The sequence below is a fragment of the Flavobacterium sp. genome (genome assembly GCF_030146175.1).
Taxonomy (GTDB): domain Bacteria; phylum Bacteroidota; class Bacteroidia; order Flavobacteriales; family Flavobacteriaceae; genus Flavobacterium.
The window spans coordinates 1-26,238 of record NZ_JASLCE010000088.1; the positions used below are offsets into that span (position 1 = coordinate 1).

26 protein-coding genes are annotated in these 26,238 nt (G+C 40.7%); 23 read left to right on the plus strand and 3 right to left on the minus strand.

The genetic code is table 11. The features are described 5' to 3' along the window. Positions 1-252: 252 nt before the first annotated feature. Genes Q1R07_RS10410 through Q1R07_RS10420 form a run of 3 tightly spaced genes read left to right on the plus strand, consistent with a single transcriptional unit; the run spans position 253 to position 2,963 of the window. Positions 253-915: a response regulator transcription factor gene (locus Q1R07_RS10410; RefSeq protein ID WP_300489612.1), complete on the plus strand. Its 663-nt coding sequence runs from the start codon at positions 253-255 to the stop codon at positions 913-915. A 12-nt stretch (positions 916-927) separates the two neighbouring features. Then, on the plus strand, positions 928-1,206 hold the full coding sequence (locus Q1R07_RS10415; RefSeq protein WP_300489615.1) for a hypothetical protein: 279 nt from the start codon (positions 928-930) through the stop codon (positions 1,204-1,206). A 2-nt stretch (positions 1,207-1,208) separates the two neighbouring features. Then, the gene (locus tag Q1R07_RS10420) at positions 1,209-2,963 is read left to right on the plus strand and encodes a tetratricopeptide repeat-containing sensor histidine kinase (RefSeq protein ID WP_300489618.1); all 1,755 of its coding nucleotides are present in this window, start codon (positions 1,209-1,211) and stop codon (positions 2,961-2,963) included. A gap of 1 nt (position 2,964) precedes the next feature. Here the strand turns inward: Q1R07_RS10420 and Q1R07_RS10425 are convergent, their stop codons facing one another. After that, positions 2,965-3,462, minus strand: coding sequence for a metallophosphoesterase family protein (locus tag Q1R07_RS10425; protein ID WP_300489620.1), 498 nt, complete (start codon positions 3,460-3,462; stop codon positions 2,965-2,967). Between the two features lie 156 nt (positions 3,463-3,618). Here Q1R07_RS10425 and truA point away from each other — a divergent pair, with 156 nt between their 5' ends. From truA to Q1R07_RS10470, 9 genes are all read left to right on the plus strand, one after another. Next, on the plus strand, positions 3,619-4,371 hold the full coding sequence (truA, locus tag Q1R07_RS10430) for a tRNA pseudouridine(38-40) synthase TruA (protein ID WP_300489622.1): 753 nt from the start codon (positions 3,619-3,621) through the stop codon (positions 4,369-4,371). Next, on the plus strand, positions 4,368-6,116 hold the full coding sequence (locus Q1R07_RS10435) for an ABC transporter ATP-binding protein (protein ID WP_300489625.1): 1,749 nt from the start codon (positions 4,368-4,370) through the stop codon (positions 6,114-6,116). The genes truA and Q1R07_RS10435 overlap by 4 nt, the downstream gene beginning before the upstream one ends. 188 nt (positions 6,117-6,304) lie before the next feature. After that, entirely contained in the window at positions 6,305-7,693 is a 1,389-nt protein-coding gene (gene lpdA / locus Q1R07_RS10440) for a dihydrolipoyl dehydrogenase (protein ID WP_300489628.1), read from the plus strand. Positions 7,694-7,896: 203 nt separating this feature from the next. After that, positions 7,897-8,532, plus strand: a complete 636-nt coding sequence (locus tag Q1R07_RS10445; protein ID WP_300489631.1) for a DUF4377 domain-containing protein — start codon at positions 7,897-7,899, stop codon at positions 8,530-8,532. 144 nt (positions 8,533-8,676) lie between these two features. After that, positions 8,677-9,885 carry a retropepsin-like aspartic protease gene (locus Q1R07_RS10450; RefSeq protein WP_300489634.1) on the plus strand — a complete coding sequence of 403 codons (1,209 nt, stop codon included), beginning with the start codon at positions 8,677-8,679 and terminating at the stop codon, positions 9,883-9,885. Positions 9,886-9,891: 6 nt separating this feature from the next. Next, on the plus strand, positions 9,892-10,353 hold the full coding sequence (locus tag Q1R07_RS10455; protein ID WP_300489637.1) for a GNAT family N-acetyltransferase: 462 nt from the start codon (positions 9,892-9,894) through the stop codon (positions 10,351-10,353). 72 nt (positions 10,354-10,425) lie between these two features. Then, positions 10,426-10,815 (plus strand): VOC family protein, encoded by a 390-nt coding sequence (locus tag Q1R07_RS10460; protein ID WP_300489639.1) that lies wholly within the window; start codon positions 10,426-10,428, stop codon positions 10,813-10,815. Position 10,816: 1 nt separating this feature from the next. After that, positions 10,817-11,386 (plus strand): Crp/Fnr family transcriptional regulator, encoded by a 570-nt coding sequence (locus Q1R07_RS10465; RefSeq protein WP_300489641.1) that lies wholly within the window; start codon positions 10,817-10,819, stop codon positions 11,384-11,386. A 75-nt stretch (positions 11,387-11,461) separates the two neighbouring features. Beyond that, on the plus strand, positions 11,462-11,905 hold the full coding sequence (locus Q1R07_RS10470) for a carboxymuconolactone decarboxylase family protein (protein WP_300489644.1): 444 nt from the start codon (positions 11,462-11,464) through the stop codon (positions 11,903-11,905). A 121-nt stretch (positions 11,906-12,026) separates the two neighbouring features. Here the strand turns inward: Q1R07_RS10470 and Q1R07_RS10475 are convergent, their stop codons facing one another. After that, on the minus strand, positions 12,027-12,716 hold the full coding sequence (locus tag Q1R07_RS10475) for a hypothetical protein (protein WP_300489647.1): 690 nt from the start codon (positions 12,714-12,716) through the stop codon (positions 12,027-12,029). A 174-nt stretch (positions 12,717-12,890) separates the two neighbouring features. Between Q1R07_RS10475 and Q1R07_RS10480 the strand changes: the two genes are divergently transcribed. Further along, entirely contained in the window at positions 12,891-13,295 is a 405-nt protein-coding gene (locus Q1R07_RS10480) for a VOC family protein (RefSeq protein ID WP_300489650.1), read from the plus strand. Positions 13,296-13,625: 330 nt separating this feature from the next. Here Q1R07_RS10480 and glyA read toward each other — a convergent pair whose 3' ends face one another. Beyond that, positions 13,626-14,900, minus strand: a complete 1,275-nt coding sequence (glyA, locus tag Q1R07_RS10485) for a serine hydroxymethyltransferase (protein ID WP_300489654.1) — start codon at positions 14,898-14,900, stop codon at positions 13,626-13,628. 111 nt (positions 14,901-15,011) lie between these two features. On the opposite strand from glyA, the gene fahA reads away from it, so the two are divergent. The 10 genes from fahA (at position 15,012) to argB (ending at position 26,236) form a co-directional block, all read left to right on the plus strand. After that, positions 15,012-16,295, plus strand: a complete 1,284-nt coding sequence (gene fahA / locus Q1R07_RS10490; RefSeq protein WP_300489657.1) for a fumarylacetoacetase — start codon at positions 15,012-15,014, stop codon at positions 16,293-16,295. A gap of 108 nt (positions 16,296-16,403) precedes the next feature. After that, positions 16,404-17,588, plus strand: a complete 1,185-nt coding sequence (locus Q1R07_RS10495; protein ID WP_300489660.1) for a hypothetical protein — start codon at positions 16,404-16,406, stop codon at positions 17,586-17,588. Positions 17,589-17,751: 163 nt separating this feature from the next. Beyond that, a complete protein-coding gene (locus Q1R07_RS10500) occupies positions 17,752-18,600 on the plus strand; it encodes a hypothetical protein (RefSeq protein ID WP_300489663.1) in 849 nt (282 codons plus the stop codon). A 4-nt stretch (positions 18,601-18,604) separates the two neighbouring features. After that, positions 18,605-20,074, plus strand: a complete 1,470-nt coding sequence (locus tag Q1R07_RS10505) for an N-acetylmuramoyl-L-alanine amidase (RefSeq protein ID WP_300489666.1) — start codon at positions 18,605-18,607, stop codon at positions 20,072-20,074. 471 nt (positions 20,075-20,545) lie between these two features. Further along, a complete protein-coding gene (locus Q1R07_RS10510) occupies positions 20,546-21,163 on the plus strand; it encodes a GNAT family N-acetyltransferase (protein WP_300489669.1) in 618 nt (205 codons plus the stop codon). A 32-nt stretch (positions 21,164-21,195) separates the two neighbouring features. Next, positions 21,196-22,386 (plus strand): argininosuccinate synthase domain-containing protein, encoded by a 1,191-nt coding sequence (locus tag Q1R07_RS10515; RefSeq protein ID WP_300489709.1) that lies wholly within the window; start codon positions 21,196-21,198, stop codon positions 22,384-22,386. After that, the gene (gene argC, locus Q1R07_RS10520) at positions 22,379-23,344 is read left to right on the plus strand and encodes an N-acetyl-gamma-glutamyl-phosphate reductase (protein WP_300489672.1); all 966 of its coding nucleotides are present in this window, start codon (positions 22,379-22,381) and stop codon (positions 23,342-23,344) included. Before Q1R07_RS10515 ends, argC begins: the two co-directional genes overlap by 8 nt. 20 nt (positions 23,345-23,364) lie before the next feature. Beyond that, entirely contained in the window at positions 23,365-24,501 is a 1,137-nt protein-coding gene (locus tag Q1R07_RS10525) for an aminotransferase class III-fold pyridoxal phosphate-dependent enzyme (protein WP_300489675.1), read from the plus strand. A 6-nt stretch (positions 24,502-24,507) separates the two neighbouring features. After that, entirely contained in the window at positions 24,508-25,461 is a 954-nt protein-coding gene (locus Q1R07_RS10530) for an N-acetylornithine carbamoyltransferase (protein ID WP_300489678.1), read from the plus strand. Then, positions 25,448-26,236, plus strand: a complete 789-nt coding sequence (gene argB, locus Q1R07_RS10535) for an acetylglutamate kinase (RefSeq protein WP_300489681.1) — start codon at positions 25,448-25,450, stop codon at positions 26,234-26,236. The genes Q1R07_RS10530 and argB overlap by 14 nt, the downstream gene beginning before the upstream one ends. Positions 26,237-26,238 lie beyond the last annotated feature (2 nt).

Genomic DNA, 26,238 nt, shown 5'->3' on the forward strand with positions numbered 1-26,238 from the left:
GCTAATAAAGCCATCAAGAAGGATGAAGATCTTGTAAAATCTGTAGATCGATTACGATAAACCTATCATCTTAGTTTATTAGTGCGTTAAAAAACCGGATCAGTTTTGATCCGGTTTTTTTATTTTAACGACAAACCAATCATCGTTTATTTTATTCCTTTTATCGTTTATTCACAATATCATCCTTAATTAATTGAATTAAAAATAAAAATATAACACAATTAATATTAAATTTGATTAAAAATAACAGCAATGAATGATAAAATACGTATTCACCTTGCCGATGACCACCTGGTGCTAATCGAAGGAATTCTTGCTGTATTAAAAACAAACAAGAATTTTGAGGTCGTTGGCTATTCCCTTAACGGAAGCGAATTATTGGATAAAATCTATACCCAGTCGGTAGATGTTCTGGTTATCGACATTAACATGCCATGCAAAGACGGTATCGAAGTCTTAAAAGAGTTTGCTCAGAAAGGATTTCCCTGTCATGTGATTGTTTTGTCGAGTTATGACGATGTAAAACTAATCAAAGAAGTAATCCAATTGGGCGCCAAAGGCTATCTCACCAAACAATGCGCCAGCGAAAATATCGTGGATGCCATTACTTGTGTCAGCAAAGGCGAAGAATATTATTCCAAAGCCATACGGGAAAAAATATTCCTGTCATTTACCGGAATCGGAAACGATAAATCGATCGACAACAGCGATCTGTTACTCTTAATAACCGACCGGGAACTTGAAATCTTAAAACTAATTTCCAAAGAATACAGCGGTAAAGAAATCAGCGAAGTGCTTTTTATCAGTACCAATACCGTTGAAACCCACCGTAAAAACCTAATCAAAAAATTAAACGTAAAAAATACCATAGGACTTGTAAAATTTGCTATACGTAACAATCTGATTAACCAATAAATCTACATCACTATGGCCTTACTAAAAAAACATGAAGTGCGTGACAATGGAAACAATTCGTTTGATCTGTTGATCACTTTCCCGGACAATTGCAGCTATACCTACTATTTTGATAGCGCAACATCCAAAAATCATATCGATATCATCCTGAGTATGGCTCAAAAGCCATCACCCAACTTCATTACCCGTAATGAAACGATTATACCGTATAATGATCAATTAAAAATCGACGTAACCCAAACGGAAGACGGTGTTACCGCCACCAAACCTAAAATTGTAATCGAGATCTGATATTGAAAAATAGTATCGTATTTTTTATTCTCCTGTATAGTGGCACTTTTTGGGGGCAAATCCCAACCGGTAGCGACTCGACCGATTATTATCTGGAGCGTCATCAGGAACTAAAAGCATTGCGATACCTGCAACGGGAATCGGAGCTATTATACCGCGATAAAAATTATACCGAATTATGTCATAAAAGCATTCATAAAGCGCAGATATACACCCGCCTGAAAGATTATTCCAAGGCAACAACAATACTATTTAACGCGCTTCAGATTGCCGAAAAAGAACAGCTTAACCTACAGGAAGCCATCATTTTAAAACATATCGGAATTTGTTTCGAACAAACTAAAAACATCAAACAAGCGGTATATTACCTCCGAAAAAGCGAAAAAAGTGCCTATGCGCAGGAAAACGATACGTTATCGGCCTGGGCGCAACAAGGTCTTTTTAAAATTTTTGCCGAAAAAAACAATCTGGACAGCGCTCGTTTTTATATGAAGCGCATTTTGCATATTGCCAAAAACAACGGTACCAATCATCAGAAATATATTGGCTACAGCAACTATGCCGCCTATTATCTTAAAACAAAAGAATACGAAAAAGCCAAAAAATACCTGGACACCACGTTACTATACGCCGAGGCTTCGCAAAATTTAAACAGTCTAAACAATACCCGCAACAATATCGCCTATTATTATCTGGAAGTTGAAAAGAATTACAAAAAAGCCGAAAACCTGTTTTTAGAAATTCTGGCGTCAAAACCAAACGATACCACTTCCCTGTCGACTTCCGATACGTATCTGAACCTGTCGTATATCTACGAAAAAATGAACGACTTTCAGAAGGCGAATATTTATCTGAATAAATACATCGACAACACGGATGCGTTGTTTAATGAAAGAGTGAGTTCAGAATTACGGGATACGGAAACAAAATACAAGATTTACAAAATTGAAGACACCTACAAAACCAAAGAGCAGCTGCTAAAAGACAAAGAAGCCCGCAACAAAAAGCTGCTGTATATTTTTATTACGTTGTTTGCCTTTTGTAGCATTCTCTTCTATTTCTTTTACCAGAATATGCGTTTGAAACAAAAAAATAAACTCAAAGATGTGAACAATAAAATCCAGCAAAATATTATCAATGCAACGATCGACGGACAGGAGTTCGAACGAAAACGAATTGCCGGGATTCTCCACGACAGCATCAGCGCCTTGCTATCGTCGGCCAGTTTGCATTTAATGGCCTACGAAACCAATCATCTGGACGAATCATCGCCTGAGCTTATCAAAACCAAAGCCATCATTAAAGAAGCACACGATAAAATCCGTGATCTGTCGCATACACTGATTCCGCCGGTACTCGAAAAACTCGGTCTTTTGTCGGCTTTACAGGATTTATGCGAGAAAAATTCCAACACCCTTATCCAGTTTGAATTCACCAATCATATCGCTAAAGACATCCGGTATAACAGTGAATTTGAAATGAAGATGTATTTTATCGTAGCCGAATTACTCAACAACATCATCAAACACAGTCAGGCGTCAAAAGCTTTTATTTCGGTCGAACAAAACAACAACCAGCTTTTTATCAATGTGGAAGACAACGGTGCTGGTTTTGACACCAAAAAAACCGAACACAAAGAAGGTTTCGGACTAACGCAGATCAAAGCCCGGATAAGAAGTATGAAAGGAAGCATCACGATTAATTCCAAACCGAATACCGGAACGCTAATCTATATAAAAGTGGAACTTCCGGATTAAATCAGCCTCTTTTCCCGATTTCGATTACTTCCAATTTCTGAATTTTATCGCCATCGATTTCAAACCGCAACATCGTACGCATCTGGTGAAATCCATGCGTACCGGCCGCACCGGGATTCATATGCAACAAATTCAGTTCCTTATCGAATTGTACTTTTAAAATATGCGAGTGTCCGCAAATAAATAATTTCGGCGGATTGTTTTTGATTTCCGTACGGATCGCCGGATTGTATTTTCCCGGATAACCGCCAATATGCGTGATCCAAACATCCACACCTTCACAGAAAAAACGATTGTGTAACGGAAACTCCAACCGGGCTTTTCCATCATCAATATTTCCATAAACGGCACGCAACGGTTTGCGTTCTTTTATCGCATCGGCAACGGATAAATCGCCGATATCGCCGGCATGCCAGACTTCATCGGCCTGGTCTACATATTTTAAAATGGTCGCATCCATATGGCTGTGCGTATCCGAAAGCAGTAAAATCTTTTTCACAACGAGTCTTTTTTAGCGTGGCACGTACTTCTAGTAATTCCCACAAAAATAATCATACTTAACCGTGTTTTAACTTAAAATTATGGTATTTTCAAATTTGTCAGTTCTCGAATTCCCGTATCTTTGTTCTTTTTGTATTAATCTGGAAATTGAACTTTGAGGTACTTCATAGAATTCGCTTATAACGGGAAGAATTATCATGGCTGGCAGTATCAGCCGGATGCCATATCGGTACAGGAAACGCTAAATAAAGCCTTATCGCTTTTATTGAAACAGGAGATCGAACTTGTTGGAGCCGGAAGAACCGATACTGGTGTGCACGCACGGCAAATGTATGCCCATTTTGATTTTGACCAAATTTTGGATTCGGATCGCTGGGTACAAAAATTAAATTCGTTTTTGCCGAAAGATATTGCCGTTTACCGCTTTATCCCGCTACATGACGAAGCCCATGCCCGTTTCGACGCCACCGGCAGAACCTACGAATACCATATCCATCTTTTTAAAGATCCCTTTGAAAACGAAGGTAGCTGGTTCCATTTCCATCCACTAAACGTGGAAGCCATGAATAAAGCTTCGCAATTGCTGTTTGACTATACCGACTTCGAGTGCTTTTCGAAAGTACATACCGATGTGCGCACCTTTAACTGCACCATTACCGAAGCCCATTGGCAACAAAACGGTACAAAATTAGTGTTTACCATTAGTGCCGACCGTTTTTTGCGAAACATGGTCCGCGCCATAGTGGGAACTTTAATTAATATAGGACTTGGGAAAACAACATTGGACGAATTCCGACAAATAATCGAAAGTAAAAACCGTAGTAAAGCCGGCTTTTCCGTTCCGGCACACGGACTTTATCTCACCCGGGTTGTTTATCCCTATATACAAGAGCGCCATTCCCTATGAAAGCCATAAAATCTATTTCTTTAAAAAAAGTAATGCGTTTTGCCAAACCCTATCAGGGACGCTTTAACGCCGTTATTGCCTGGGCGATATCACTATCGATATTTGCCGCATTACGTCCTTATATGTTAAAAGAAACGGTAGACCGTTATCTAACAACACACGATTCCAAAGGACTCCTGCTTTTTATCCTGCTGATGGCGGTGATATTACTGTTTGAGGTGGCTTCGCAGTTTTATTTTGTGTACTGGGCCAACTGGCTCGGACAGGATATTGTGAAAGATATCCGCGAAAAACTGTTCCGTCATATCAGTAACTTCAAAATGAAATATTTCGACAACGAACCGGTAGGAAAACTGGTAACCCGTTCCGTTTCCGACATCGAGTCGATTGCCAGTATTTTTAGTCAGGGGTTGTTTATGATTGTCAGCGACCTGCTAAAAATGGTGGTCATTCTAGGTATTATGTTTTATATGAACTGGAAACTCAGCTGTATCGTTATTCTGGGTATGCCGATATTATTATATGCGACCCGTGTTTTCCAGCAAAAAATGAAAATCGCTTTCGAAGAAGTGCGAAATCAGGTGGGTAACCTCAATACGTTTGTACAGGAGCGCGTTACCGGAATGAAGATCGTACAACTTTTTAACCGTGAAGCTATTGAATATGAAAAATTTAAAGTGATCAACCAAAAACACAACGATGCCTGGTTAAAAAATATCCTGTATAACTCGATCTTTTTCCCGATAGCCGATATTGTATCGTCTGTGACTTTAGGGTGTATTATCTGGTATGGCGGTCTAAACATCATCAGCGGTGATAACGCCACCACTTTTGGGGATTTGTTTGCCTATACAATGTTGATCAATATGTTATTTAACCCGTTACGACAGATTGCGGATAAATTCAACGTGATGCAAATGGGTATCATCGCAGCCGAAAGGGTTTTTGAAGTATTGGACATTGATGATCATCTGCAAACTTCCGGAACCGTGGAAGCCACGCATTTTAAAGGAGATATTCGTTTTGAAAATGTTCGTTTCAGTTATATCGAAGGAGAAGAAGTTTTAAAAGGGATCAATCTTAAGGTCAATGCGGGCGAAACTATAGCCATTGTGGGTGCAACCGGAGCCGGTAAGTCTACAATTATTAACTTACTGAACCGTTTTTACGAAATCGACAGCGGTACCATCACTATTGATAATACGCCTATAACCGAATTTACAATCGGAAGTCTACGGAAACAAATCGCCATCGTATTACAGGATGTCTTCTTATTTGCCGATTCGATTTTGAACAATATTACACTATACAATCCGGCGATCAGCCGTGAGGATGTTATTCTTGCCGCTCAGAAAATCGGGGCGCACGACTTTATTATGAGTTTGCCGGGAGATTACGATTATAACGTAAAAGAACGCGGTATTATGCTATCATCCGGTCAGCGACAGTTGATTGCTTTTTTACGGGCCTATGTAAGCAACCCAAGTGTTCTGATTCTCGATGAAGCCACTTCTTCAATCGATACCTATTCGGAAGAACTCATTCAGAAAGCGACGGAAACGATCACCAAAGGAAGAACGTCTATCGTAATTGCACACCGACTGGCAACGATTATCAACGCCGATAAAATCATTGTAATGGACAAAGGGGAAATCGTAGAAGAAGGTACCCATTATCAATTGTTAAACAAGGATAACGGGTTCTACAAAAACCTGTATTACTCACAGTTTGCCGTTACAGAATAAGTGGCAAACCAGCTATTCTGAGTGAAAAAATTAAAAAATCGACAGTCATTTAGCCTTAAAAATAGAAATACACTATTTTTAGCGGGTTCATTTTCGGGATATTTTGAAATTTGATCGTATTAATCTTTTCAGAAAACAAATAAATCCCTATTTTCGTACGCAGAAAATTCATTTGAAATTATACATTTATGAAATACGATATTATTGTTTTAGGAAGCGGGCCAGGTGGTTATGTAACGGCCATCAGAGCTTCACAATTGGGCTTTAAAGTAGCCGTTATTGAAAAAGAAAACTTGGGAGGTATCTGCTTGAACTGGGGATGTATTCCAACAAAAGCGTTATTAAAATCGGCTCAGGTTTTTGATTACCTAAAACATGCTTCCGACTATGGATTAACGGTTAACGAATTCGACAAAGATTTCGGAGCTGTGATCAACCGTAGCCGTGGTGTTGCTGAAGGAATGAGCAAAGGTGTTCAGTTCCTGATGAAAAAAAATAAAATCGATGTAATCGATGGTTTTGGAAAAGTAAAACCGGGTAAAAAAGTAGATGTAACCGATAAAGACGGAAAAGTAACCGAGTATACTGCCGATCATATTATTATCGCTACCGGTGCGCGTTCCCGTGAATTACCAAACTTGCCGCAAGATGGTAAAAAAGTAATCGGATACCGTCAGGCAATGACATTACCGGAACAACCAAAATCAATGATCGTAGTCGGTTCCGGAGCTATCGGAGTAGAATTTGCACATTTTTACAACGCTATGGGAACAGATGTAACCATCGTAGAGTTTATGCCAAATATCGTTCCGGTTGAAGACGAAGATATCTCAAAACAATTTGAGCGTTCGCTTAAAAAAGCCGGTATCAAAATCATGACCAATGCTTCTGTTGAAAAAGTAGACACTACTGGAAACGGCGTAAAAGCAACGGTAAAAACCGCTAAAGGAGAAGAAATTCTGGAAGCCGATATCGTACTTTCTGCAGTAGGTATCAAATCCAACATCGAAAATATCGGATTGGAAGAAGTGGGTATCGCTACCGACAGAGATAAAATCCTTGTTAACGCCTATTACCAAACCAATGTTCCGGGTTATTATGCTATCGGTGACGTGGTTCCGGGTCAGGCATTGGCACACGTTGCTTCTGCTGAAGGAATCCTTTGTGTGGAAAAAATTGCCGGTTTACACGTAGAGCCAATCGATTACGGAAATGTTCCGGGATGTACCTATGCTACTCCTGAAATTGCTTCTGTTGGTATGACCGAAAAACAAGCCAAAGAAAAAGGATTTGAAATCAAAGTGGGTAAATTCCCGTTCTCTGCTTCCGGTAAAGCTAAAGCAGCCGGTACGCCAGACGGTTTTGTAAAAGTTATTTTCGACGCTAAATATGGTGAATGGTTAGGTTGCCATATGATTGGTGCCGGTGTAACCGACATGATCGCTGAAGCTGTTGTGGCTCGTAAACTGGAAACTACCGGTCACGAAATCCTAAAAGCAATCCACCCACACCCTACCATGAGTGAGGCTGTGATGGAAGCTGTTGCTGATGCTTACGGAGAAGTGATTCACTTATAAGATCCAAAAAAAACATAGTAAAAAGGGCTGTCTCAAAAGAGATAGCCCTTTTTTTATAGCATGATTTTAAAATTTAACACGATTTTTTTAACAAAAATCATTATATTTGTAATATATATTCACTTCACTACACCGCCAGATAGCCCGAAACAAACTTGGACACTGGCAAAATCCACAAGTCATTAACTTTAAAATCAAATAGTATGTTTAGAAACCTAATGTATTTAGCAGTATCCCTTTTTCTATTTGCATCCTGTAGCAAAAGTGAAGTGATACGATTAACAGTAGCTTCCGAAGAAGCGGACTGTGTTGGTGTAGCGCCTCAAAAATGTTTATTGGTTAAAAAAGAAGGCCAAAAAGACTGGGAGAATCTTTATAATGGAATCGATGGTTTTATTTTTGAAGATGGAAACGAATATGTATTGGAAGTTCGCGAAGAAAAAATTGACAATCCGCCGGCCGATGCGCCTTCTGTAAAATATGTACTGGTAAACGAAATCTCGAAAACAGCCAAAACATCCGAAGGTCTACCGGCAAAAGCTGAAGCACCGGTTACCCAAACCTTCCAGGTTATCGTAGCGTCACAACAAGCCGATTGTACCGGTGTGGCACCACAAAAATGTTTTCTAGTTAAAAAAGACGGTCAAAAAGACTGGGAATTCTGGTATAGCGGTATCGAAGGTTTTAGCTATGAAGCTGGAAACGAATATGTATTGGAGATCAAAGAAGAAAAAATTGACAATCCTCCTGCCGACGGTTCATCGGTAAAATACATACTGGTTAAAGAGATTTCCAAAATAAAGAAAATCTCCGAAAACCTTCCAAAACCTAAAAAATAATCCAATTACAATACTACTGTCAGACCTCAAAATCCGACAGGTTTTTACAAGGTTGTTCTAAAAGACAACCTTTTTTTATTTATTTCCTGAAAATTTTAACAAAATAATACGCATACTTTTTGTAATTTATCGCATCTAAAAATTATGATCATCACAAAACAAAACCGTATGACCCGTTTTCTATGCCTTTTATTTTTACTTTTTATCCCGATTCAGCATAAAGCACAATCCATTACGCTGAATCAGGGCAATACACTTCAAAAAGATTATTTTGCCGAAATTCCGTTTGAAAACATTTATAATAAATTGATCATACCAATTGTGATCGAAAACAAAACCTACCGCTTTCTATTGGATACGGGCGCACCTTGTGTGATTACCAGTGAACTGAGTAATGTAATGCAATCGAAATTTCTAAGCAGTATCAATATTGTGGATGCCAACGGAAAAAACGATACCATGAAAATGGTCGCCATACCAGCATTATCGTTAGGCGGTATTACTTTTCAGGATATTCCCGCATTGGTTAACGACAATAAAATGATTTTTGAATGCCTTAAAATTGACGGTTTTATAGGTAGTAACCTCCTGCGCAATTCGATCTTACAATTGTCATCTCAAAAAAAGTCCATCATCATAACCGATAATCCTTCCCGATTAAATTTACGCAAAAAATACGCGTCCAAACTCTACCTATACGATACACAAAGCAGTCCTTTTATTAAAATCGGTCTGAAAAACAAAAAAGAGGCTTCCGAAGAACTCCTGTTCGACACCGGGATGAACAACCTCTATGACATGTCGTTACGGGCTTATGATATTCTAAAGGAAGCGAATCTTTTTGTCGATATCGAAGAAGGCTACGGAAATGCGTCTATTGGGATATTTGGTAATTCTGAGGATACTAAAAACTACCGGTTTACCGTTCCGCAAATCAAAATCAACGGAACCGCTTTTAAAAACATGACCATCGAAACCACTAACGACAAAAATTCACGAATCGGTGCCGAACTACTAAACCACGGACTGGTTACTGTGGATTATAAAAACAAATATTTTTATTTCGAACCGTTCAATGAAAGCTACGATTTAAAAGAAAAACAAATCGGCTTTAAACCAACGATCAGCAATGAAAAACTGGTTGTTGGCATTATCTGGGACGATGCGATAAAAGGAACTGTCGGTATTGAAGATGAAATTGTCCAGATTGATGATGTAAACTATGATAACATCAATTATTGCGATATCGTTACCCAACCATCACCGTTGCGAAACAAGAATAAGGAAACTTTTAAAGTAACGTTCCGAAACAGCGTAGGTGATCTGACCACATTAGACCTAACCAAAAAATGACCGCATATGACGATACAACCGATCTACAGCAAGTCCATTCCCTACCCGCTATTGCTATTGGCCGATCCGTATATTGATATGATCAATAGTTATATACACGAATCGTTTTTATATGGAATTCCCGTCGGAAACGATTATATCGGAGTTTATGCTTTATATCCGATCGATGAAACCGCTGTTGAGATCAAAAACATAGCCGTACGGGAAGATCACCAGCAAAAAGGTATTGGGAAGCTTTTATTGCACCACGCCTTTGCAGAAGCCAAAAAAAGGGGATTTCACGAGGTGATCATCGGAACGGGAAATTCCAGTATTCCGCAATTGCAATGGTACCAGAAACAAGGCTTTGAAGTTACCGGTCTGAAAAAGAATTTCTTTACGGAACATTATAAGGATCCGATTTTCGAAAACGGAATCCAATGCAAACATATGATCGTATTAAGCAAGCCAATTCTCAATTCTCTGTAAGATAAAGTTTGTACATTTGTAATAGTGATCCGGTAATTTCCGGAACAAAACACCAAAATTATTTTATCCTATATGATCACATTTGCCTATACCATCCTATATGTACAAAATGTAAATCTAGCCATGACATTTTACGAAAATGCGTTTGGTTTCGAACGTAAATTTATCACACCCGATGAAGATTACGGCGAATTGATCACCGGTTCTACCACACTGTCATTTGCCGTTCATACACTGGCAAAATCGAACCTAAAGGACGGTTATATTGAAAGCAATACATCCGCAAAACCTTTTGGTATCGAATTGGGTTTTACGTCCGATGATGTCGAAAAAACCGTAGCAGCCGCACTTCAGGCTGGCGCTACATTAACCGAAGCGGTTAAAACCAAACCGTGGGGACAAAAAGTGGCTTATGTGAGAGATCCCGAAGGCTTTTTAGTGGAAATCTGTAGTCCGATGTAAAATGGAACGATTGATCCGGCATATTGAAAAATCGGTAGCGCTAACCCCGGAGGAAAAAGAAATCATAGCCACAACTTTCCATTCGAAAAAAGTAGCCAAAAAAGAGATCCTTCATACCGAAGGCAGTGTTTGCCAATACAATTATTTTATCGGAAAAGGTTGTTTCCGCTTATATCTGATCACCGAAAACGGAAAAGAACAGGTTATCCAACTCGGACTTGAAAATTGGTGGATCACCGATTATTCGAGCTATACTTCCGGCCGACCTTCCAAATTTTATATCCAAGCACTGGAAAACTCGGAAGTCCTCTATATCAGTCGTTCGGAACAGGAAGCTTTGTTTGAAAAAATCCCCGCACTGGAAGGTTATTTCCGGAAAAACCTTGAGCGGGCTTATGCCGCTTCCCTCACGCGAATCGAATATCTTTTTCTGCTTTCGGGCGAAGAACGCTACCTGCAATTTGTAGGCACTTATCCGGAGTTTGCCCAACGGATTCCGCAATATATACTGGCTTCTTTTTTAGGAATCAGCCCGGAATACGTAAGCGAGGTTCGAAAAAAAATGAGTTAAACGCATTTCTTAAACCAGCTTAATTTTTTTCCGGTTGGCACTTCCGAACTTTGTCCTAATAAAAAATCAATCACTATGGACAATCGAATTAACATCAGTCAACTGGAACCGGAAGCGTATAAAATCATGTATGCTTTCGAAAAGTATTTAAGCACTTCCAAGCTTACGCCAATCCATAAAGAGCTTATCAAAATACGCGCTTCACAAATCAACGGTTGTGCTTTTTGTATCAATATGCACACCAAAGATGCCCGTAAATATGGCGAAACCGAACAACGTATTTATGCGTTAAATGCCTGGCGGGATACCCATTTCTTTTCGGAAGCAGAAAAGGCGATTTTAGCCCTTACGGAAGAAATGACACTTATTCCGAACCATGTATCGGATGCGACCTACGAAAACGCCCGTAAAGCGCTCAATGACGATAATTATCTGGCTCAGGTGATGATGGCCATTATCACGATCAATTCGTGGAACCGGATCGCCATTACTACTAAAATGATGCCGGAACAAGATTAAAAAAGGGTCGCTACAAGCGACCCTTTTTTAATGTTTTATATTTTATTCTTATCTCTCTTTTACATCTTTTACATCTTTTACACCTGACAGGTTTCCAAAACCTGTCAGGTGTTATCGTATCTTATTCTCGGATGATCATAATCGTTGCCTTAAACCCGGTGGCCAAATCCCAACGGTTGGCCGAAAGCAATTGGCCTTTATCGTCGTAGACATGAAACTCGGCTGTATTCGGACCGGAACTTCCCTGATTTAACGCTTCGAAATCGAGTTTATTAAACCCTTTTTCCAATCCGAGTGTCGTTCCTTTAAAACTAGCATCTAAAATGATCTGCGGAATCACGATTTTTCCGTTTACTAAAAACTTAATCATATCACCATCCACATATTCGTGATCGCGGTAAACAATTTTAACGTATTCCGATTTGGTACGGATTTCCCCAAATGACTGGTCTCTTTTAAAGATACGCGAATCACCATTACCTTCACCTTTAAAATCCTGTTTTAGTTTTTCGACATATACATCGCCTGGATTGGCAAATTTTTCTTTTTCCGCGCCAAATTTGGAATTGTCTTCTCCAATCTGAAACGAAGATGTATTTGGTTTTAAGGTTTCCAACGGATTTAAGGGCGTATCAAAAATAGACGAACTAAAATTCATCGATGGAAAAGCGGTCGAATTGGATGATTTATCCGGACTAATAGCCGGTATTTTCAAACGGGGAATCGGTTTTGATTTGGTTACAAAATCATTTTGCGCCCAACCACTTGCAGATAACCCGATTAAAATGAACAACAGATATAGTGATCTCACTTATTTACTTTTAAAGTCTAAAAATAGCAAATTCAGCCCTACCTAAAAATATTCCGGCTACATTTAACGCTATTTTATACCTTTTAATTCTTAACGTTTCATTACCACTATAACAATCAAAAAAAAAGTAACTTCATAGCCTTCCTACTGATAACCAACTAAACAGACATACTTATGGCAACAAGAATTTTTGTAAACCTACCCGTTAAAGACCTCAATCGATCGATTGCGTTCTTTACCAAACTGGGATTTACATTTAATCCGCAGTTTACAGACGACAAAGCCACCTGCATGGTCGTTAGCGATACTATTTTTGTGATGTTACTGGTACACGAACGTTTTAAGGATTTTACCCGTAAGGCAATTAGCGACGCCACACAGACAACCGAAGTACTTTTATGCCTGGACACCGACAGTCGGGAAAAGGTAAATGCGATCATAGCCAAAGCCGTCGAAGCCGGTGGAACGCTTTATGCCGAACCGATGGATTACGGCTGGATGTATTCGCATAGTTTTTCCGATCTGGACGGTCATCAATGGGAAATTGTTTATATGGATCCGGAAGGAATGCCACAGTAAATTTTATGATTTATTTAAGACAAATCCACAGCAAATAATCCGAAAAACCGTAATCGACTATTATCTTTTTTTGTAACTTGCAGTTCGTTAAACCTTCTTTAAATCATTGATTTACTCATGGTACAGCTAATGATTATGCTAATTAAACAACTTATACTGCTGATCATCAATTTCGGCCAGTTGTTGTAATTTTTAACGTCCCCGACAACACCTAACTATCTAATTCCTCCATGAGGTTTTATATAGCTGTCGACTCTTTTATCTTTAATTTTAATACCAATAAAAAATCCTTCCGTACGGAAGGATTTTTGTTTTTATATATTCTGATGTTTAGAAAACAAACATGGCGCGTTCGCCCATCATGTCATTTACCGCATCGGCTACTTCTTCCAATACCGCTTCGTCTGTATGATTTAGAATCACTTTATCAATCAGCGCAACGATGGTTTCCATATCGGCTTCTACCAAACCACGTGTGGTAATTGCCGGAGTTCCTACACGGATACCAGACGTTACAAATGGCGATTTATCGTCAAAAGGAACCATATTTTTATTAACGGTGATTTCGGCTTTTACCAAAGCATTTTCAGCTTCTTTCCCGGAAATATTTTTATTTCTAAGATCGATCAGCATCATATGATTATCGGTACCTCCCGAAATAATATTGTATCCTCTTTTTACAAAGGCTTCTGCCATTGCTTTTGCATTTTTCTGAACCTGCATCGCATATGTAAAGAATTCATCGCTTAACGCTTCGCCAAAGGCTACTGCTTTTGCCGCAATGATATGCTCCAACGGTCCACCCTGATTCCCCGGGAATACCGATCCGTCCAATAAAGACGACATCATACGGATTTCTCCTTTTGGCGTTTTGATTCCAAACGGATTTTCAAAATCTTTCCCCATCATGATCATTCCACCTCTTGGTCCGCGAAGGGTTTTGTGTGTTGTTGTCGTGATGATATGGCAATGAGGAACCGGATCGTTCATCAATCCTTTAGCAATTAAACCAGCCGGGTGTGAAATATCGGCCATTAAAATCGCCCCTACACTGTCGGCAATCTCGCGGAAACGTTTAAAATCCATATCGCGGGAATAAGCCGAAGCTCCAGCGATAATCAATTTTGGTTGTTCCTGGGTTGCTACTTCCTGAATCTTATCGTAGTTCAACATTCCGGTTTCTTTTTCCACTCCGTAGAATACTGGATTGTATAATTTTCCGGAAAAGTTCACCGGTGAACCGTGTGTTAAATGTCCTCCGTGTGAAAGATCGAAACCTAATATTTTATCGCCCGGTTTTAAACAGGCTGCGAAAACGGCCGTATTGGCTTGCGATCCGGAGTGTGGCTGTACGTTTACATAGTCCGCTCCAAACAAAGCCTTAGCTCTGTCGATTGCGATTTGTTCGATTACGTCCACTACTTCACATCCGCCGTAATACCGTTTACCCGGGTATCCTTCTGCATATTTATTTGTTAAAACAGAACCCGCAGCTTCCATTACCTGATCGCTCACGAAATTCTCAGATGCAATAAGTTCCAATCCGTGAATTTGTCTATCTTGTTCCTCAAGAATTAAGTCGAAAATTTGTTCGTCGCGTTGCATTTTATAATATTTCGTTAAATTGACCTCAAAAATACGAAAATGGTTTGTTAAATTCACAATAGCTACTATATTTGATTTCGAATTTTTCAACAACAAAAACAAACATACAATATGCCTATAAGTGCCAATAACCCTACTAGAAAATCGTGGTTACACGTCCCTGGAAACAGCGATTTTCCGATACAAAACATTCCTTTCGGGGTTTTTATAACTAAAGATGATGTGGTAACCATCGGAACACGTATTGGTGATTTTGCGATCGATATGGGAGCCCTACAACAATTGGGTTATTTTGAAGGTATTGAACTAACTGACGATATGTTCATGCAGGATACGCTGAACGATTTTATCTCCGACGGTAAAAAAACATGGCGTTTGGTACGTAACCGACTAGCTGATATTTTTGATGCCGAAAACTCGCAATTACGCGATAACGACGCCCATAAAGAAATCGTTATTTTTAACGTAAATGACATCGAAATGCAATTACCGGTTCTAATCGGCGATTATACCGATTTCTATTCCAGTAAAGAACACGCGACCAATGTGGGCAAAATGTTCCGTGACCCGGACAATGCATTACTTCCAAACTGGTTGCATATTCCGGTTGGCTACCACGGAAGAAGTTCTACGATCGTGCCATCCGGAATTCCGGTACACCGTCCGATGGGACAAACCCTTCCAAATGGTGAAACTCAACCGGTATTCGGTCCGTCGCGATTAGTGGATTTCGAATTGGAAACCGCTTTTATTACGACAGATGCCAACATCATGGGTGAAAACATCCCTGTAGGTGAAGCCGAAGACTATATTTTCGGTATGGTATTGTTAAATGACTGGAGTGCCCGTGACATTCAGAAATGGGAATATGTGCCACTAGGTCCCTTCCTTGCTAAAAACTTTGCGTCTTCCATTTCCCCTTGGATCGTAACGTTGGATGCTTTGGAGCCTTTCCGCGTGGCAAGCCCAAAACAGGAACCAACTCCGCTTCCATATTTACAACAAACCGGCGACCATGCTTTCGATATCAACCTGGAAGTGGCTATCGCTCCTGAAAATGCCGATGCTACGGTAGTTTGTGAATCAAACTTTAAATATATGTACTGGACCATGAGTCAGCAGTTGGCGCATCATACCGTTAACGGTTGTCGTGTGAATTCTGGTGATATGATGGGTTCCGGAACCATTTCCGGTTCTGCCGACAACAGCTTCGGATCGATGTTGGAATTAACATGGGGTGGTAAAAACCCACTAAAAATGAACGATGGTACCGAGCGTAAATTCATCAACGACGGTGATACCGTGATCATGAAAGGTTTCTGTCAGAATGATCAGGTACGTATCGGATTTGGTGAAGTTTCCAGTAAACTATTACCGCCGTTCGAACGAAAATAAGACATTATATTCCTAATAAAAACTCCGGCCTGACCGGAGTTTTTTTATGCCCGTTTCTTATAATCCGTTCAAAATTTATACTTTTGGGCATCTTTAAAGATTTCATTTATGAGGAAAATTACTGCTTTAGTATTCATATTGGCTTTTGTTTGTTCCTGTGGTGTCAAACAAACCCAGAATATGCTGAGTGAAGGCGATTACGACGGGGCCATTGACCGGGCTATCGAAGGATTGCGAAACAATAAAAATGCAAAAGGAAAACAAGATTATGTGTACCTGCTGGAAGAAGCGTTTGCCAAAGCCAAAGACCGTGATCTTCGCACCATTGAACTCCTTGTTAAAGATGCGAATCCTTCCAAACTGGAAAAACTATACAATACCTATTTACAGCTTAACAACCGTCAGGAGCGAATTCGTCCGTTATTGCCACTCCGACTTATAAAAGAAAACCGGAATGCTATTTTTCCGTTCGACGATTATTCCGATCAGATTGTAAGCAGTAAAAATGCACTGGCTAAATTCCTGTACGACAATTCCAAAGCCTTAATGGCGACCAATAACAAACTGAATTACAGAAGAGCTTACGATGATTTCGCTTATCTGCTAACGCTAAGTCCTAACTTTAAAGACGTTACCAAATTAATGGACGAGGCCCAGTTTAAAGGAACCGATTTTGTAAATGTATACTCAAAAAACGAAACCAATATGGTAATTCCGGTACGCCTGGAATCGGATTTACTGGACTTCAGTACGCTTGGTCTTGACGACAAATGGACCGTTTACCATAGTAATCGCCAGAAAGGAGTTACCTACGATTATGGTCTGATTGTTAACTTCCGCGATATTAAAATCTCTCCGGAGCAAATCAAAGAGCGTCAGTTTATCAAAGAAAAACAAATCAAAGACGGCGTTAAAAATTTGGTTGATGCCAATGGCCGCGTGGTTCGCGACAGTTTGGGAAAACCGGTTAAAGTAGATAATTTCCGTACGATCCGAATCGACATTTACGAATTTACACAGTTTAAAGCCTGTCAGGTAACGGCCAAAGTAGATTATATCGATTTTAAAACCAACCAACTGATCGATTCGTTTCCGTTGAGCAGCGAATATGTTTTTCAAAATATCTATGCCAATTATCAAGGTGATCGTCGTGCCTGCGATGATAACTATTTTAAATATTTCGACCGCAAACCGGTTCCGTTTCCGGGTAACGAACAAATGGTTTATGATACCGGTGAAGATTTGAAAGCAAAACTCAAAAACATCATAACCCGGAATAAATTCCGACGTTAATATTGTTGAAAAACACCCTAAAAGCACTTCCAAAAGAAGTGCTTTTTTTATGCCCAAGCCCCATAAATATTAACAAGAAGTATAATATTAATTATTTGTTAATAAATATTTCGCATTTTGTACCATATAAATAGTAATTTTATGAAAATCAAATCTATACATTATGAAAAAAAACCTATTGTACATTTCGATGTTGTTTTTAGGCATCTGCGGGCATGCTCAGAAACTATCCGATTTTAATCGCGTAAACGTCGAGGGATTTTTCACAAATCCCGTAGTTTCGCCAGACGGAACACATGCCCTTTTAACCGGCGAGCATTTTAAAGGAGTTTATCTTTTGGATCTGGCCAAAAATACGGTACAAAAAATTTCCGATAAGGAAGGAAGCGGTTACGGTTATACCTGGGATCGCAACAACAGCACCTTTTATTTTAAAGAAAAAGGTGACAAAGAATTCTTTGCACAGTCAAGAGTGTATGCCTATGATGTGGCCACTCAAAGACGTGAATTAAAAGACGACATCAACCACACTTTTCTGCCATCGTACCAGGGTAAGGAAACACCAGTTGTGGTTTACACCAATCTAATGACTTTAAAGATCGAAGCGAAAGACCTTGCTACTGAAAAAACCTGGGTGATCACCAATGACGAAGGGCAGTTTTACAATGCCATATTGTCTAACGATGGTAAAAAAGTGGCCGTTCACAACGGAGCGGATATTTTTGTTTACGATCTGAATGGGGAAAATAAACCCGTAAAAGTCGGAACCGGAATCGCTACCGGATGGTCAGCGGATGACAAGTTCCTATTAGGATTTTTAGACGAAAGTGAAGACGGACATAGCGTAACCAACTCCGAATTGTATTTGTTTGATACGAAAGCTTTCAAACCGAGAAAAATTACAAATACGGAGGTTTTTGCCGAAATGTTCCCTTCTTTCTACGGAAAAAACAAAGTATTGTTTACCGATGATAAAACCGGTAGAATCTTCACTTCTGAACTAAAAAACTAATGCTATGAAAAAAATATCTACACTCCTTTTTGCCCTGATACTAGGTTTCGCCGCAAACGCACAAATCATTGTTATCGACCCGGGACACGGCTATGGTGCCACAACCAGCGATAATCCCGATGGTCGAACCGCTACTGAAATTGAAACCTCACTGGAAGTAGGTTTGCGTACCCGTAACTTAATCCAAGGTAGTTGTTCCTGGACCGTATACATGACCCGTACAACCAATCTGAACAGTTGGACTTCGGTAACACAACGGGCAACCATGTCGAACAACTGGAATGCCGACCGTTTGTTAAGTATTCACTGTAATGCCGGTGGCGGAACCGGTACTGAAACTTTTTATTGTACCGCCGACGATACCGATACAGCACCGGATATCGCTTTCGCTCAGAAAATCCAGGCCGATATGGTATCCTACGGTTCATGGGCTAACAGACGCTGCGTAGAAGACAACAGCTTCCTGGCCTATCACCTGGGCGTATTGCGTTATTCCTCTGCTACAGGATGTCTGAATGAAATCGGTTTTGTCGATACCACAGCCGATGCGGCCAAACTAACCAGTTCTACCTGGAGGGATTCGTTTGCATCTGCTTATTTTAATGCTTTTAAATCGAATTTAGGGCTAACTTGTAGTACGAGTGCTCCGGGTGCGTTTACATTAACCGCTACTCCGGAATGTAACGGAACCGCAACCCGCGTTCGATTGAACTGGACAGCTTCGGCCAATGCGACCAGCTATGACATCTATCGTAACGGAGCTTTATATGCCAGCAGTATTACCGGAACGCAATACCTGAATACGGCAGTTACTTCCGGAACGGCGTATACTTACTACGTAAAAGCGAAAAATGCCGGAAGTACAACAACCAATAACTCCAACGGAACCTTGTCGGCTACACCACCGGCTTGTGGCGCTCCGGGTGCATTTACGGTTACTTTAACACCAACTTGTAGCGGAACAACCAGCGCTATTAATGTGACGTGGACGGCTTCTGCCAATGCCACTACCTACGATATCTATCGCAACGGAAACTTATATGCTCCGGACGTTACCGGTACATCGTTTTTAAATACTTATTTGATCAACGCTGGTACGACCTATACGTATTCGATGGTGGCGAAAAACAGTGCCGGATCGACCAGCAATTCCAACGGAACGCGTTCGGCTGTAGCGATTAGCTGTGGTGCCCGAATGGCTGCGGAAAGTCCTGTAAATGGTTTTGAAAACCTACAGTTGTATCCGAATCCGTCTGATGGTTTTGTAAACCTGTCGGTAGAAAATATCGCCGATCAAAAAGTAAACCTGATGTTAGTGGATACCAATGGTCGTATCGTATTGGAAAGCAATGTGATGCCTTCCAACAATACGCTATCCGAGCAAATCGATATCCGCAATCTGGCAACGGGTATGTATATCCTTAAAATCACGACCGGAAATAAAGAATATATCCGAAAAGTGGTGAAAAAATAAAGAACTGTTTTGACGGTTAAACCGGGATTAATCATATGATTAATCCCGGTTTTTTTATTGAATAAATCGTACAAAAACACCCATTTAAAGACAAAAAACAGCATTTTTATTATTTTTTTCAACTTATGTTATAATTTATACTACATTTGTCCCGATGAAATTAACTGCGTTACATAGTAACCGTTCCCTACGGAAAAGCCTGTCCACTACTTCGCGGACAGTGCGGAGTCTATTCTAGTACCCGAGTTTTTCCTGTTGTTATTCATCTTCTATTTTTCCCATTTTGGAAATAGCTATTGTTTTTACCGGCTTTATTAGCCTTATTTTAAATATCATTTTAGTACTACCGTTTGCAATTCCTGCAACACGACGGTAAACACTGCCTTTTTCGAAACATCCCGACGGTTTCGACTCCTTCCCATTACCCTTTACTTTTTATTGTTTATTAATATTTACCCATCATTGTAAAAGATGAATGTAATCATTGTTATTGCTCAAAAGGAGCATTATGTCTATGCGGCAGAGATTTGCGACACCATCGAAACCTCAGCCTTACAAAGAGGCACCGGTATTGCCAAAAGGACACCGGAATACATCCGTAAAAAGATCGACATGCAGGATGCTGTTATCGCACTCGAAAACGGAAAATTCGCCGGTTTTTGTTATATCGAAAGCTGGAGTCATGGCAAGTTTGTGGCGCATTCGGGCCTTATTGTCCATCCGGATTACCGTCACCTCGGACTGGCTAAAAAAATCAAAACGTTTGTTTTTGACTATTCGCAAAAAAAGTATCCCGAAGCAAAAATTTTTGGAATCACTACCGGTTTGGCCGTGATGAAAATCAATTCCGATTTAGGCTACCGGCCGGTGCCATTTTCGGAACTAACCGATGATCCGAGCTTTTGGAGCGGTTGTAGGACCTGTTCGAATTTTGACATTCTCCAGCGGAAGGAAAACAAAATGTGCCTTTGCACCGGAATGCTATACGATCCGAACGAAAAAAGAAAGCCAAAAGCAACCTATACCTTTAATCAGAAAGTCCTGAGCCGACTAAAAAATATCAAACAGGCACTTTTCTTAAAAAAATAAATACGATGACAGAACAACCTACAGCCAAGGAAATCAAAAAAGTAGTTTTAGCCTATAGCGGCGGACTGGATACGTCTTTTTGCCTGAAATACCTACAGAACAAAGGCTATCAGGTACATACCGTTTTGGTAAATACCGGTGGTTTTTCGGAAGCCGAATTAGAAACCATCACGGCCCGCGCCTACGAATTGGGAAGTTTTCAGCATACCAACTGTAACATTATTGAAAAATATTATCAGAAAGCCATCAAATACCTGGTTTTTGGGAATGTGCTAAAAAACAATGCCTATCCGCTTTCTGTAAGTGCCGAAAGGGTTTTCCAGGCATTGGAAATTATCCGTTATGCCCAAAAAATCGAAGTCGATGCCGTCGCACACGGAAGTACCGGAGCCGGTAATGATCAAATCCGTTTTGATCTTATTTTTCAAACCATAGCACCGGAAATTGAAATCATTACCCCTATACGCGATCTTACACTATCCCGTCAGGAAGAAGTTGACTATCTCGAAAAACAAGGGGTTTCCTATTCCTGGGAAAAGGCGCAATATTCAATCAATAAAGGAATCTGGGGAACCAGTGTGGGCGGAAAGGAAACACTAACCTCGCACCTTCCGTTACCAGACGAAGCGTACCCGTCGTCACTACAAAAAACGACACCCGAAAAAGTCGTTCTTGAATTTGAAAAAGGCGAACTGATAGCTGTAAACGGCGAAAAAGCCACACCTACAACCAATATCGCCAAACTCGAAAACTTAACCGCTGCTTTTGCGATTGGTCGTGACATTCATGTGGGCGACACCATTATCGGGATCAAAGGGCGTGTCGGTTTTGAAGCCGCCGCTCCTTTGATCATCATCAAAGCACATCATTTGCTCGAAAAACACGTACTGAGCAAATGGCAGCAATACTGGAAGGAACAACTCGGAAACTGGTACGGCATGCTTTTTCACGAAGGCCAATACCTCGATCCGGTGATGCGTAATATCGAAACGTTTCTAACCGATACGCAGCAAACCGTAAGCGGAACAGTTACCGTTACCCTAAAACCCTATCATTTTTCACTCGATGGCATTGCATCGCAACACGATTTAATGAACACCGGAATGGGTCAGTATGGCGAAATGAACAATGCCTGGACGGCTACGGATGCGAAGGGTTTTATCAAAATCCTCGGAAATGCACAAACTATTTATTCACAGGTAAATGCGCTCGATTATGATTAAGACAGGTATTATTGGCGGTTCGGGGTATACCGCCGGAGAGTTATTACGTCTGCTCCAAAACCACCCCAAAGCAACTGTCGACTTTGTTTACAGTACGACCAATGCCGGAAAACCCGTTGTAACTGTACATCAGGATTTATTGGGTGATACGGATCTGATCTTTACCGATACGATCAATCCCGAAGTAAATCTTGTTTTTCTTTGCTTAGGCCACGGTCAGTCGAAGGCTTTTCTGGAAAAACATCATTTTGCATCCCATACGCGTGTTATCGATCTGGGTAATGATTTTCGTTTACATCCCGATGCCGGTTCTTTTGTCTACGGCCTACCGGAACTTCACCGTAAAAAGATCAAAATGGCTCAATTTGTAGCCAATCCAGGGTGCTTTGCTACTGCGATACAATTGGCATTAGTACCTTTAGCGCAGGATCAGGAACTACAAAACAGTATTCATATCAACGCGACTACCGGTAGTACGGGTGCTGGCGTACAACCATCGGGAACTACCCATCACAGTTGGCGCACGAATAACATGTCGCATTACAAAGCTTTTGAACACCAGCACCTTGGCGAAATCCAACAAAGTCTGGACAAACTGCAACCCGGTTTTAATCAGGAGTTGCTGTTTATTCCAAACCGCGGGGATTTTAGCCGTGGGATTTTTGCGACCCTATACACTCAAACGGAAAAATCGCTGGATGCTATTGTTGCGTTATACAAAACTTTTTATCAGAACGATCCTTTTGTAGTCGTAACTACCGATACTATTCATCTAAAACAGGTAGTGCAGACCAACAAATGTATCATCAGTCTTGAAAAAAAAGGAAAGTACCTGTTGATCACTTCCATTATCGATAACCTGATAAAAGGGGCTTCGGGACAAGCGATACAGAATATGAACCTGATGTTTGGTCTGGACGAAAAAACCGGACTGCAACTAAAATCAGGCAGTTTTTAACCCATTTTAATTTTACAACAATGCCTTTATTTAATGTTTATCCGATATACAACCTCACTCCTATCCGTGCTTTAAACGCAACGGTATGGGATGACAACAACCAGGAATACCTTGATTTTTATGGTGGTCACGGTGTGATTTCCATTGGTCATTCTCATCCGGCCTATATAAAAGCCATTACCGATCAGGTTGGAAAGATCGGTTTTTATTCCAACTCCATTCAAAACCCGATACAAGAACGATTAGCACAAAAGCTGACTTCCCTTTCCGGCTATCCCGACTATTCTCTGTTTTTGTGTAATTCCGGTGCCGAAGCCAACGAAAATGCTTTAAAACTGGCTTCCTTTTACAACGGAAAATCAAAAGTTATTGCGTTTCAAAAAGCGTTTCACGGACGAACCTCAGCCGCGGTTGCGGTAACCGATAATCCATCGATCGTCGCGCCGCTGAACAGTAAACACGAAGTTGTTTTTCTTTCGTTAAACGATAGCGAGGCTGTTGCGCAGGAAATCGCCAAAGGAACTGTTTGTGCCGTGATCATCGAAGGAATTCAGGGCGTCGGCGGACTGGACGAAGGAACTACAGCCTTTTTTCAGTTTTTACAGCAAATCTGTAAGGAGAATAATGTCGTTCTTATTTTAGACGAAATCCAAAGTGGTTACGGGCGTTCCGGGCTGTTTTTTGCGCACCAGCATCATGCGATTCAGCCGGATATTATTTCGGTAGCCAAAGGTATGGGCAATGGCTTCCCTATCGGTGGAATTCTGATCCATCCAAAGTTTAAAGCCTCCTATGGTTTGCTTGGCACGACCTTCGGCGGAAATCACCTGGCCTGTGCAGCCGCTTTATCGGTTTTGGAAACGATCGAACAGGAACAGCTTCTCGCAAATGTCAATGAGATCAGTGATTATTTTAAAACACGGGTGCAACAAATTCCTGCGGTAAAAAAGATCAAAGGCAAAGGCCTGATGCTCGGACTGGAATTCGATTTTGACGTTAGCGAATTACGTCAGAAACTGATTTACGAAGCGCATATTTTTACCGGAAATGCGTCGCAGAAAAATCTTTTGCGTATTCTTCCACCTTTATCCATCACTCAAAAACATATCGATTTATTTGTGAGCGGACTCGAAAAAGTCCTTGCCACTTTAGACTAAAATACCATGAAACATTTTACATCCGTAAACCATATAGAAGATCTCGACGAGCTGTTATTACTGGCCAAACAGATCAAATCCGATCCTTATGCACATAAAACATTAGGCGCGAATAAAACCATTGGACTTTTATTTTTTAATCCAAGTCTGCGAACCCGATTGAGTACGCAAAAAGCGGCCGCTAATCTGGGAATGAATTGTATCACCTTAAACCTGAATTCCGAAAGCTGGAGTCTGGAATTTGAAGACGGAGCCGTGATGGATGGGACGAAATCCGAACATATCAAAGAAGCCGCACAGGTGGTTGCGCAATACTGCGATATCATAGCAATCCGTAGTTTTCCTACGCTAACCGATAAGGAAAAAGACGAAGCAGAATATGTGATCAACGCTTTTATAAAAGCCGTTTCCATTCCGGTGATCAGTCTTGAAGGTTCTTCGGAACATCCATTACAGGCCGTAGCCGATATACTGACCATACAAGAATATAAAACCCGACAAAGACCGAAAGTTGTCTTAACCTGGGCGCCACATCCGAAGGCGTTGCCTCATGCGGTTCCGAATTCGTTTGTCAAAATGATGCAAAAAGCTAATGTCGATTTTGTGATCACCCATCCGGAAGGTTATGAACTCAATCCCGAAATCACACAAAACAGCACCATTGTGTACAATCAGGACGAGGCTTTTGAGAATGCCGATTTTATTTATGCCAAAAACTGGAGCAATTACAACAATTATGGCGCCATTACCTCTCAGGATTTGTCGTGGATGGTAACCCCGGAAAAAATGATGCTTACCAACCAGGCTAAGTTTATGCATTGTCTTCCGGTGCGCCGTAACCAGATTGTGAGCGATGCGGTTTTGGATGGCGATAATTCCATAGTGATTCCGCAGGCAAATAACAGAACCTATGCCACACAGGCAATACTCACTAAAATACTACAGGATGAAAACAGCTAAACCGGAACTAACTCTTGTTAAAATCGGCGGAAACATTATCGATGATCCGATCGCTTTGCATCAGGCGCTTACTGCTTTTTCACAGCTAAAAGGTAGCAAAATTCTGGTTCATGGTGGTGGTAAAGAAGCCAGTAAACTCGCTGCAATACTCGACCTCGAAACGCAAATGGTAGATGGTCGACGTATAACCGATCAGCCGATGCTGGATGTGGTTGTAATGACCTATGCCGGATTGATCAATAAACGAATGGTAGCGCAACTCAACGCATTGGATTGTCCGGCTTTTGGTTTTTCCGGAGCCGATGGCAATCTGATTCAATCGGAGAAAAGAACCGTTCAGGATATTGATTTTGGTTTTGTGGGCGATATTCGTCATATCAATACCCCGCAACTCCTTTCGCTTCTCAGTACAAAAGCGGTACCGGTATTTTGTGCCATCACACACGACGGAAAAGGTCAGTTGCTCAATACCAATGCCGATACCATTGCGGCCGAACTGGGTATTGCTTTGTCGGATACCTATTCCGTAAAAATCATCTATTGTTTTGAAAAACAAGGCGTGTTGATTAATACCAACGACGAATCGTCCCTGATTCCATTACTAACGACATCGAAATACCGCGATCTGCTGGCTATCGGTGCCATTTATTCGGGAATGATTCCCAAACTCGATAATTGTTTCAGAGCATTGACAAAAGGCGTCGATCGCGTGATCATCGGAAACCTATCCACTTTAGAAAACCAAAATACATTATGTACCGTCATCCAGCTGTAAAT

Excerpts from the sequence above, each read along its gene's own strand:
- Q1R07_RS10495 (WP_300489660.1), top strand. The coding sequence starts at position 16,404 with ATGAGGAAAATTACTGCTTTAGTATTCATATTGGCTTTTGTTTGTTCC.
- Q1R07_RS10530 (WP_300489678.1), top strand. The coding sequence starts at position 24,508 with ATGAAACATTTTACATCCGTAAACCATATAGAAGATCTCGACGAGCTG.
- Q1R07_RS10415 (WP_300489615.1), top strand. The coding sequence starts at position 928 with ATGGCCTTACTAAAAAAACATGAAGTGCGTGACAATGGAAACAATTCG.
- Q1R07_RS10450 (WP_300489634.1), top strand. The coding sequence starts at position 8,677 with ATGATCATCACAAAACAAAACCGTATGACCCGTTTTCTATGCCTTTTA.
- Q1R07_RS10500 (WP_300489663.1), top strand. The coding sequence starts at position 17,752 with ATGAAAAAAAACCTATTGTACATTTCGATGTTGTTTTTAGGCATCTGC.
- Q1R07_RS10445 (WP_300489631.1), top strand. The coding sequence starts at position 7,897 with ATGTTTAGAAACCTAATGTATTTAGCAGTATCCCTTTTTCTATTTGCA.
- Q1R07_RS10455 (WP_300489637.1), top strand. The coding sequence starts at position 9,892 with ATGACGATACAACCGATCTACAGCAAGTCCATTCCCTACCCGCTATTG.
- Q1R07_RS10505 (WP_300489666.1), top strand. The coding sequence starts at position 18,605 with ATGAAAAAAATATCTACACTCCTTTTTGCCCTGATACTAGGTTTCGCC.
- Q1R07_RS10460 (WP_300489639.1), top strand. The coding sequence starts at position 10,426 with ATGATCACATTTGCCTATACCATCCTATATGTACAAAATGTAAATCTA.
- Q1R07_RS10480 (WP_300489650.1), top strand. The coding sequence starts at position 12,891 with ATGGCAACAAGAATTTTTGTAAACCTACCCGTTAAAGACCTCAATCGA.
- argC (WP_300489672.1), top strand. The coding sequence starts at position 22,379 with ATGATTAAGACAGGTATTATTGGCGGTTCGGGGTATACCGCCGGAGAG.
- fahA (WP_300489657.1), top strand. The coding sequence starts at position 15,012 with ATGCCTATAAGTGCCAATAACCCTACTAGAAAATCGTGGTTACACGTC.
- Q1R07_RS10525 (WP_300489675.1), top strand. The coding sequence starts at position 23,365 with ATGCCTTTATTTAATGTTTATCCGATATACAACCTCACTCCTATCCGT.
- Q1R07_RS10410 (WP_300489612.1), top strand. The coding sequence starts at position 253 with ATGAATGATAAAATACGTATTCACCTTGCCGATGACCACCTGGTGCTA.
- Q1R07_RS10510 (WP_300489669.1), top strand. The coding sequence starts at position 20,546 with ATGAATGTAATCATTGTTATTGCTCAAAAGGAGCATTATGTCTATGCG.
- argB (WP_300489681.1), top strand. The coding sequence starts at position 25,448 with ATGAAAACAGCTAAACCGGAACTAACTCTTGTTAAAATCGGCGGAAAC.
- lpdA (WP_300489628.1), top strand. The coding sequence starts at position 6,305 with ATGAAATACGATATTATTGTTTTAGGAAGCGGGCCAGGTGGTTATGTA.
- Q1R07_RS10470 (WP_300489644.1), top strand. The coding sequence starts at position 11,462 with ATGGACAATCGAATTAACATCAGTCAACTGGAACCGGAAGCGTATAAA.
- Q1R07_RS10465 (WP_300489641.1), top strand. The coding sequence starts at position 10,817 with ATGGAACGATTGATCCGGCATATTGAAAAATCGGTAGCGCTAACCCCG.
- Q1R07_RS10435 (WP_300489625.1), top strand. The coding sequence starts at position 4,368 with ATGAAAGCCATAAAATCTATTTCTTTAAAAAAAGTAATGCGTTTTGCC.
- glyA (WP_300489654.1), bottom strand. The coding sequence starts at position 14,900 with ATGCAACGCGACGAACAAATTTTCGACTTAATTCTTGAGGAACAAGAT.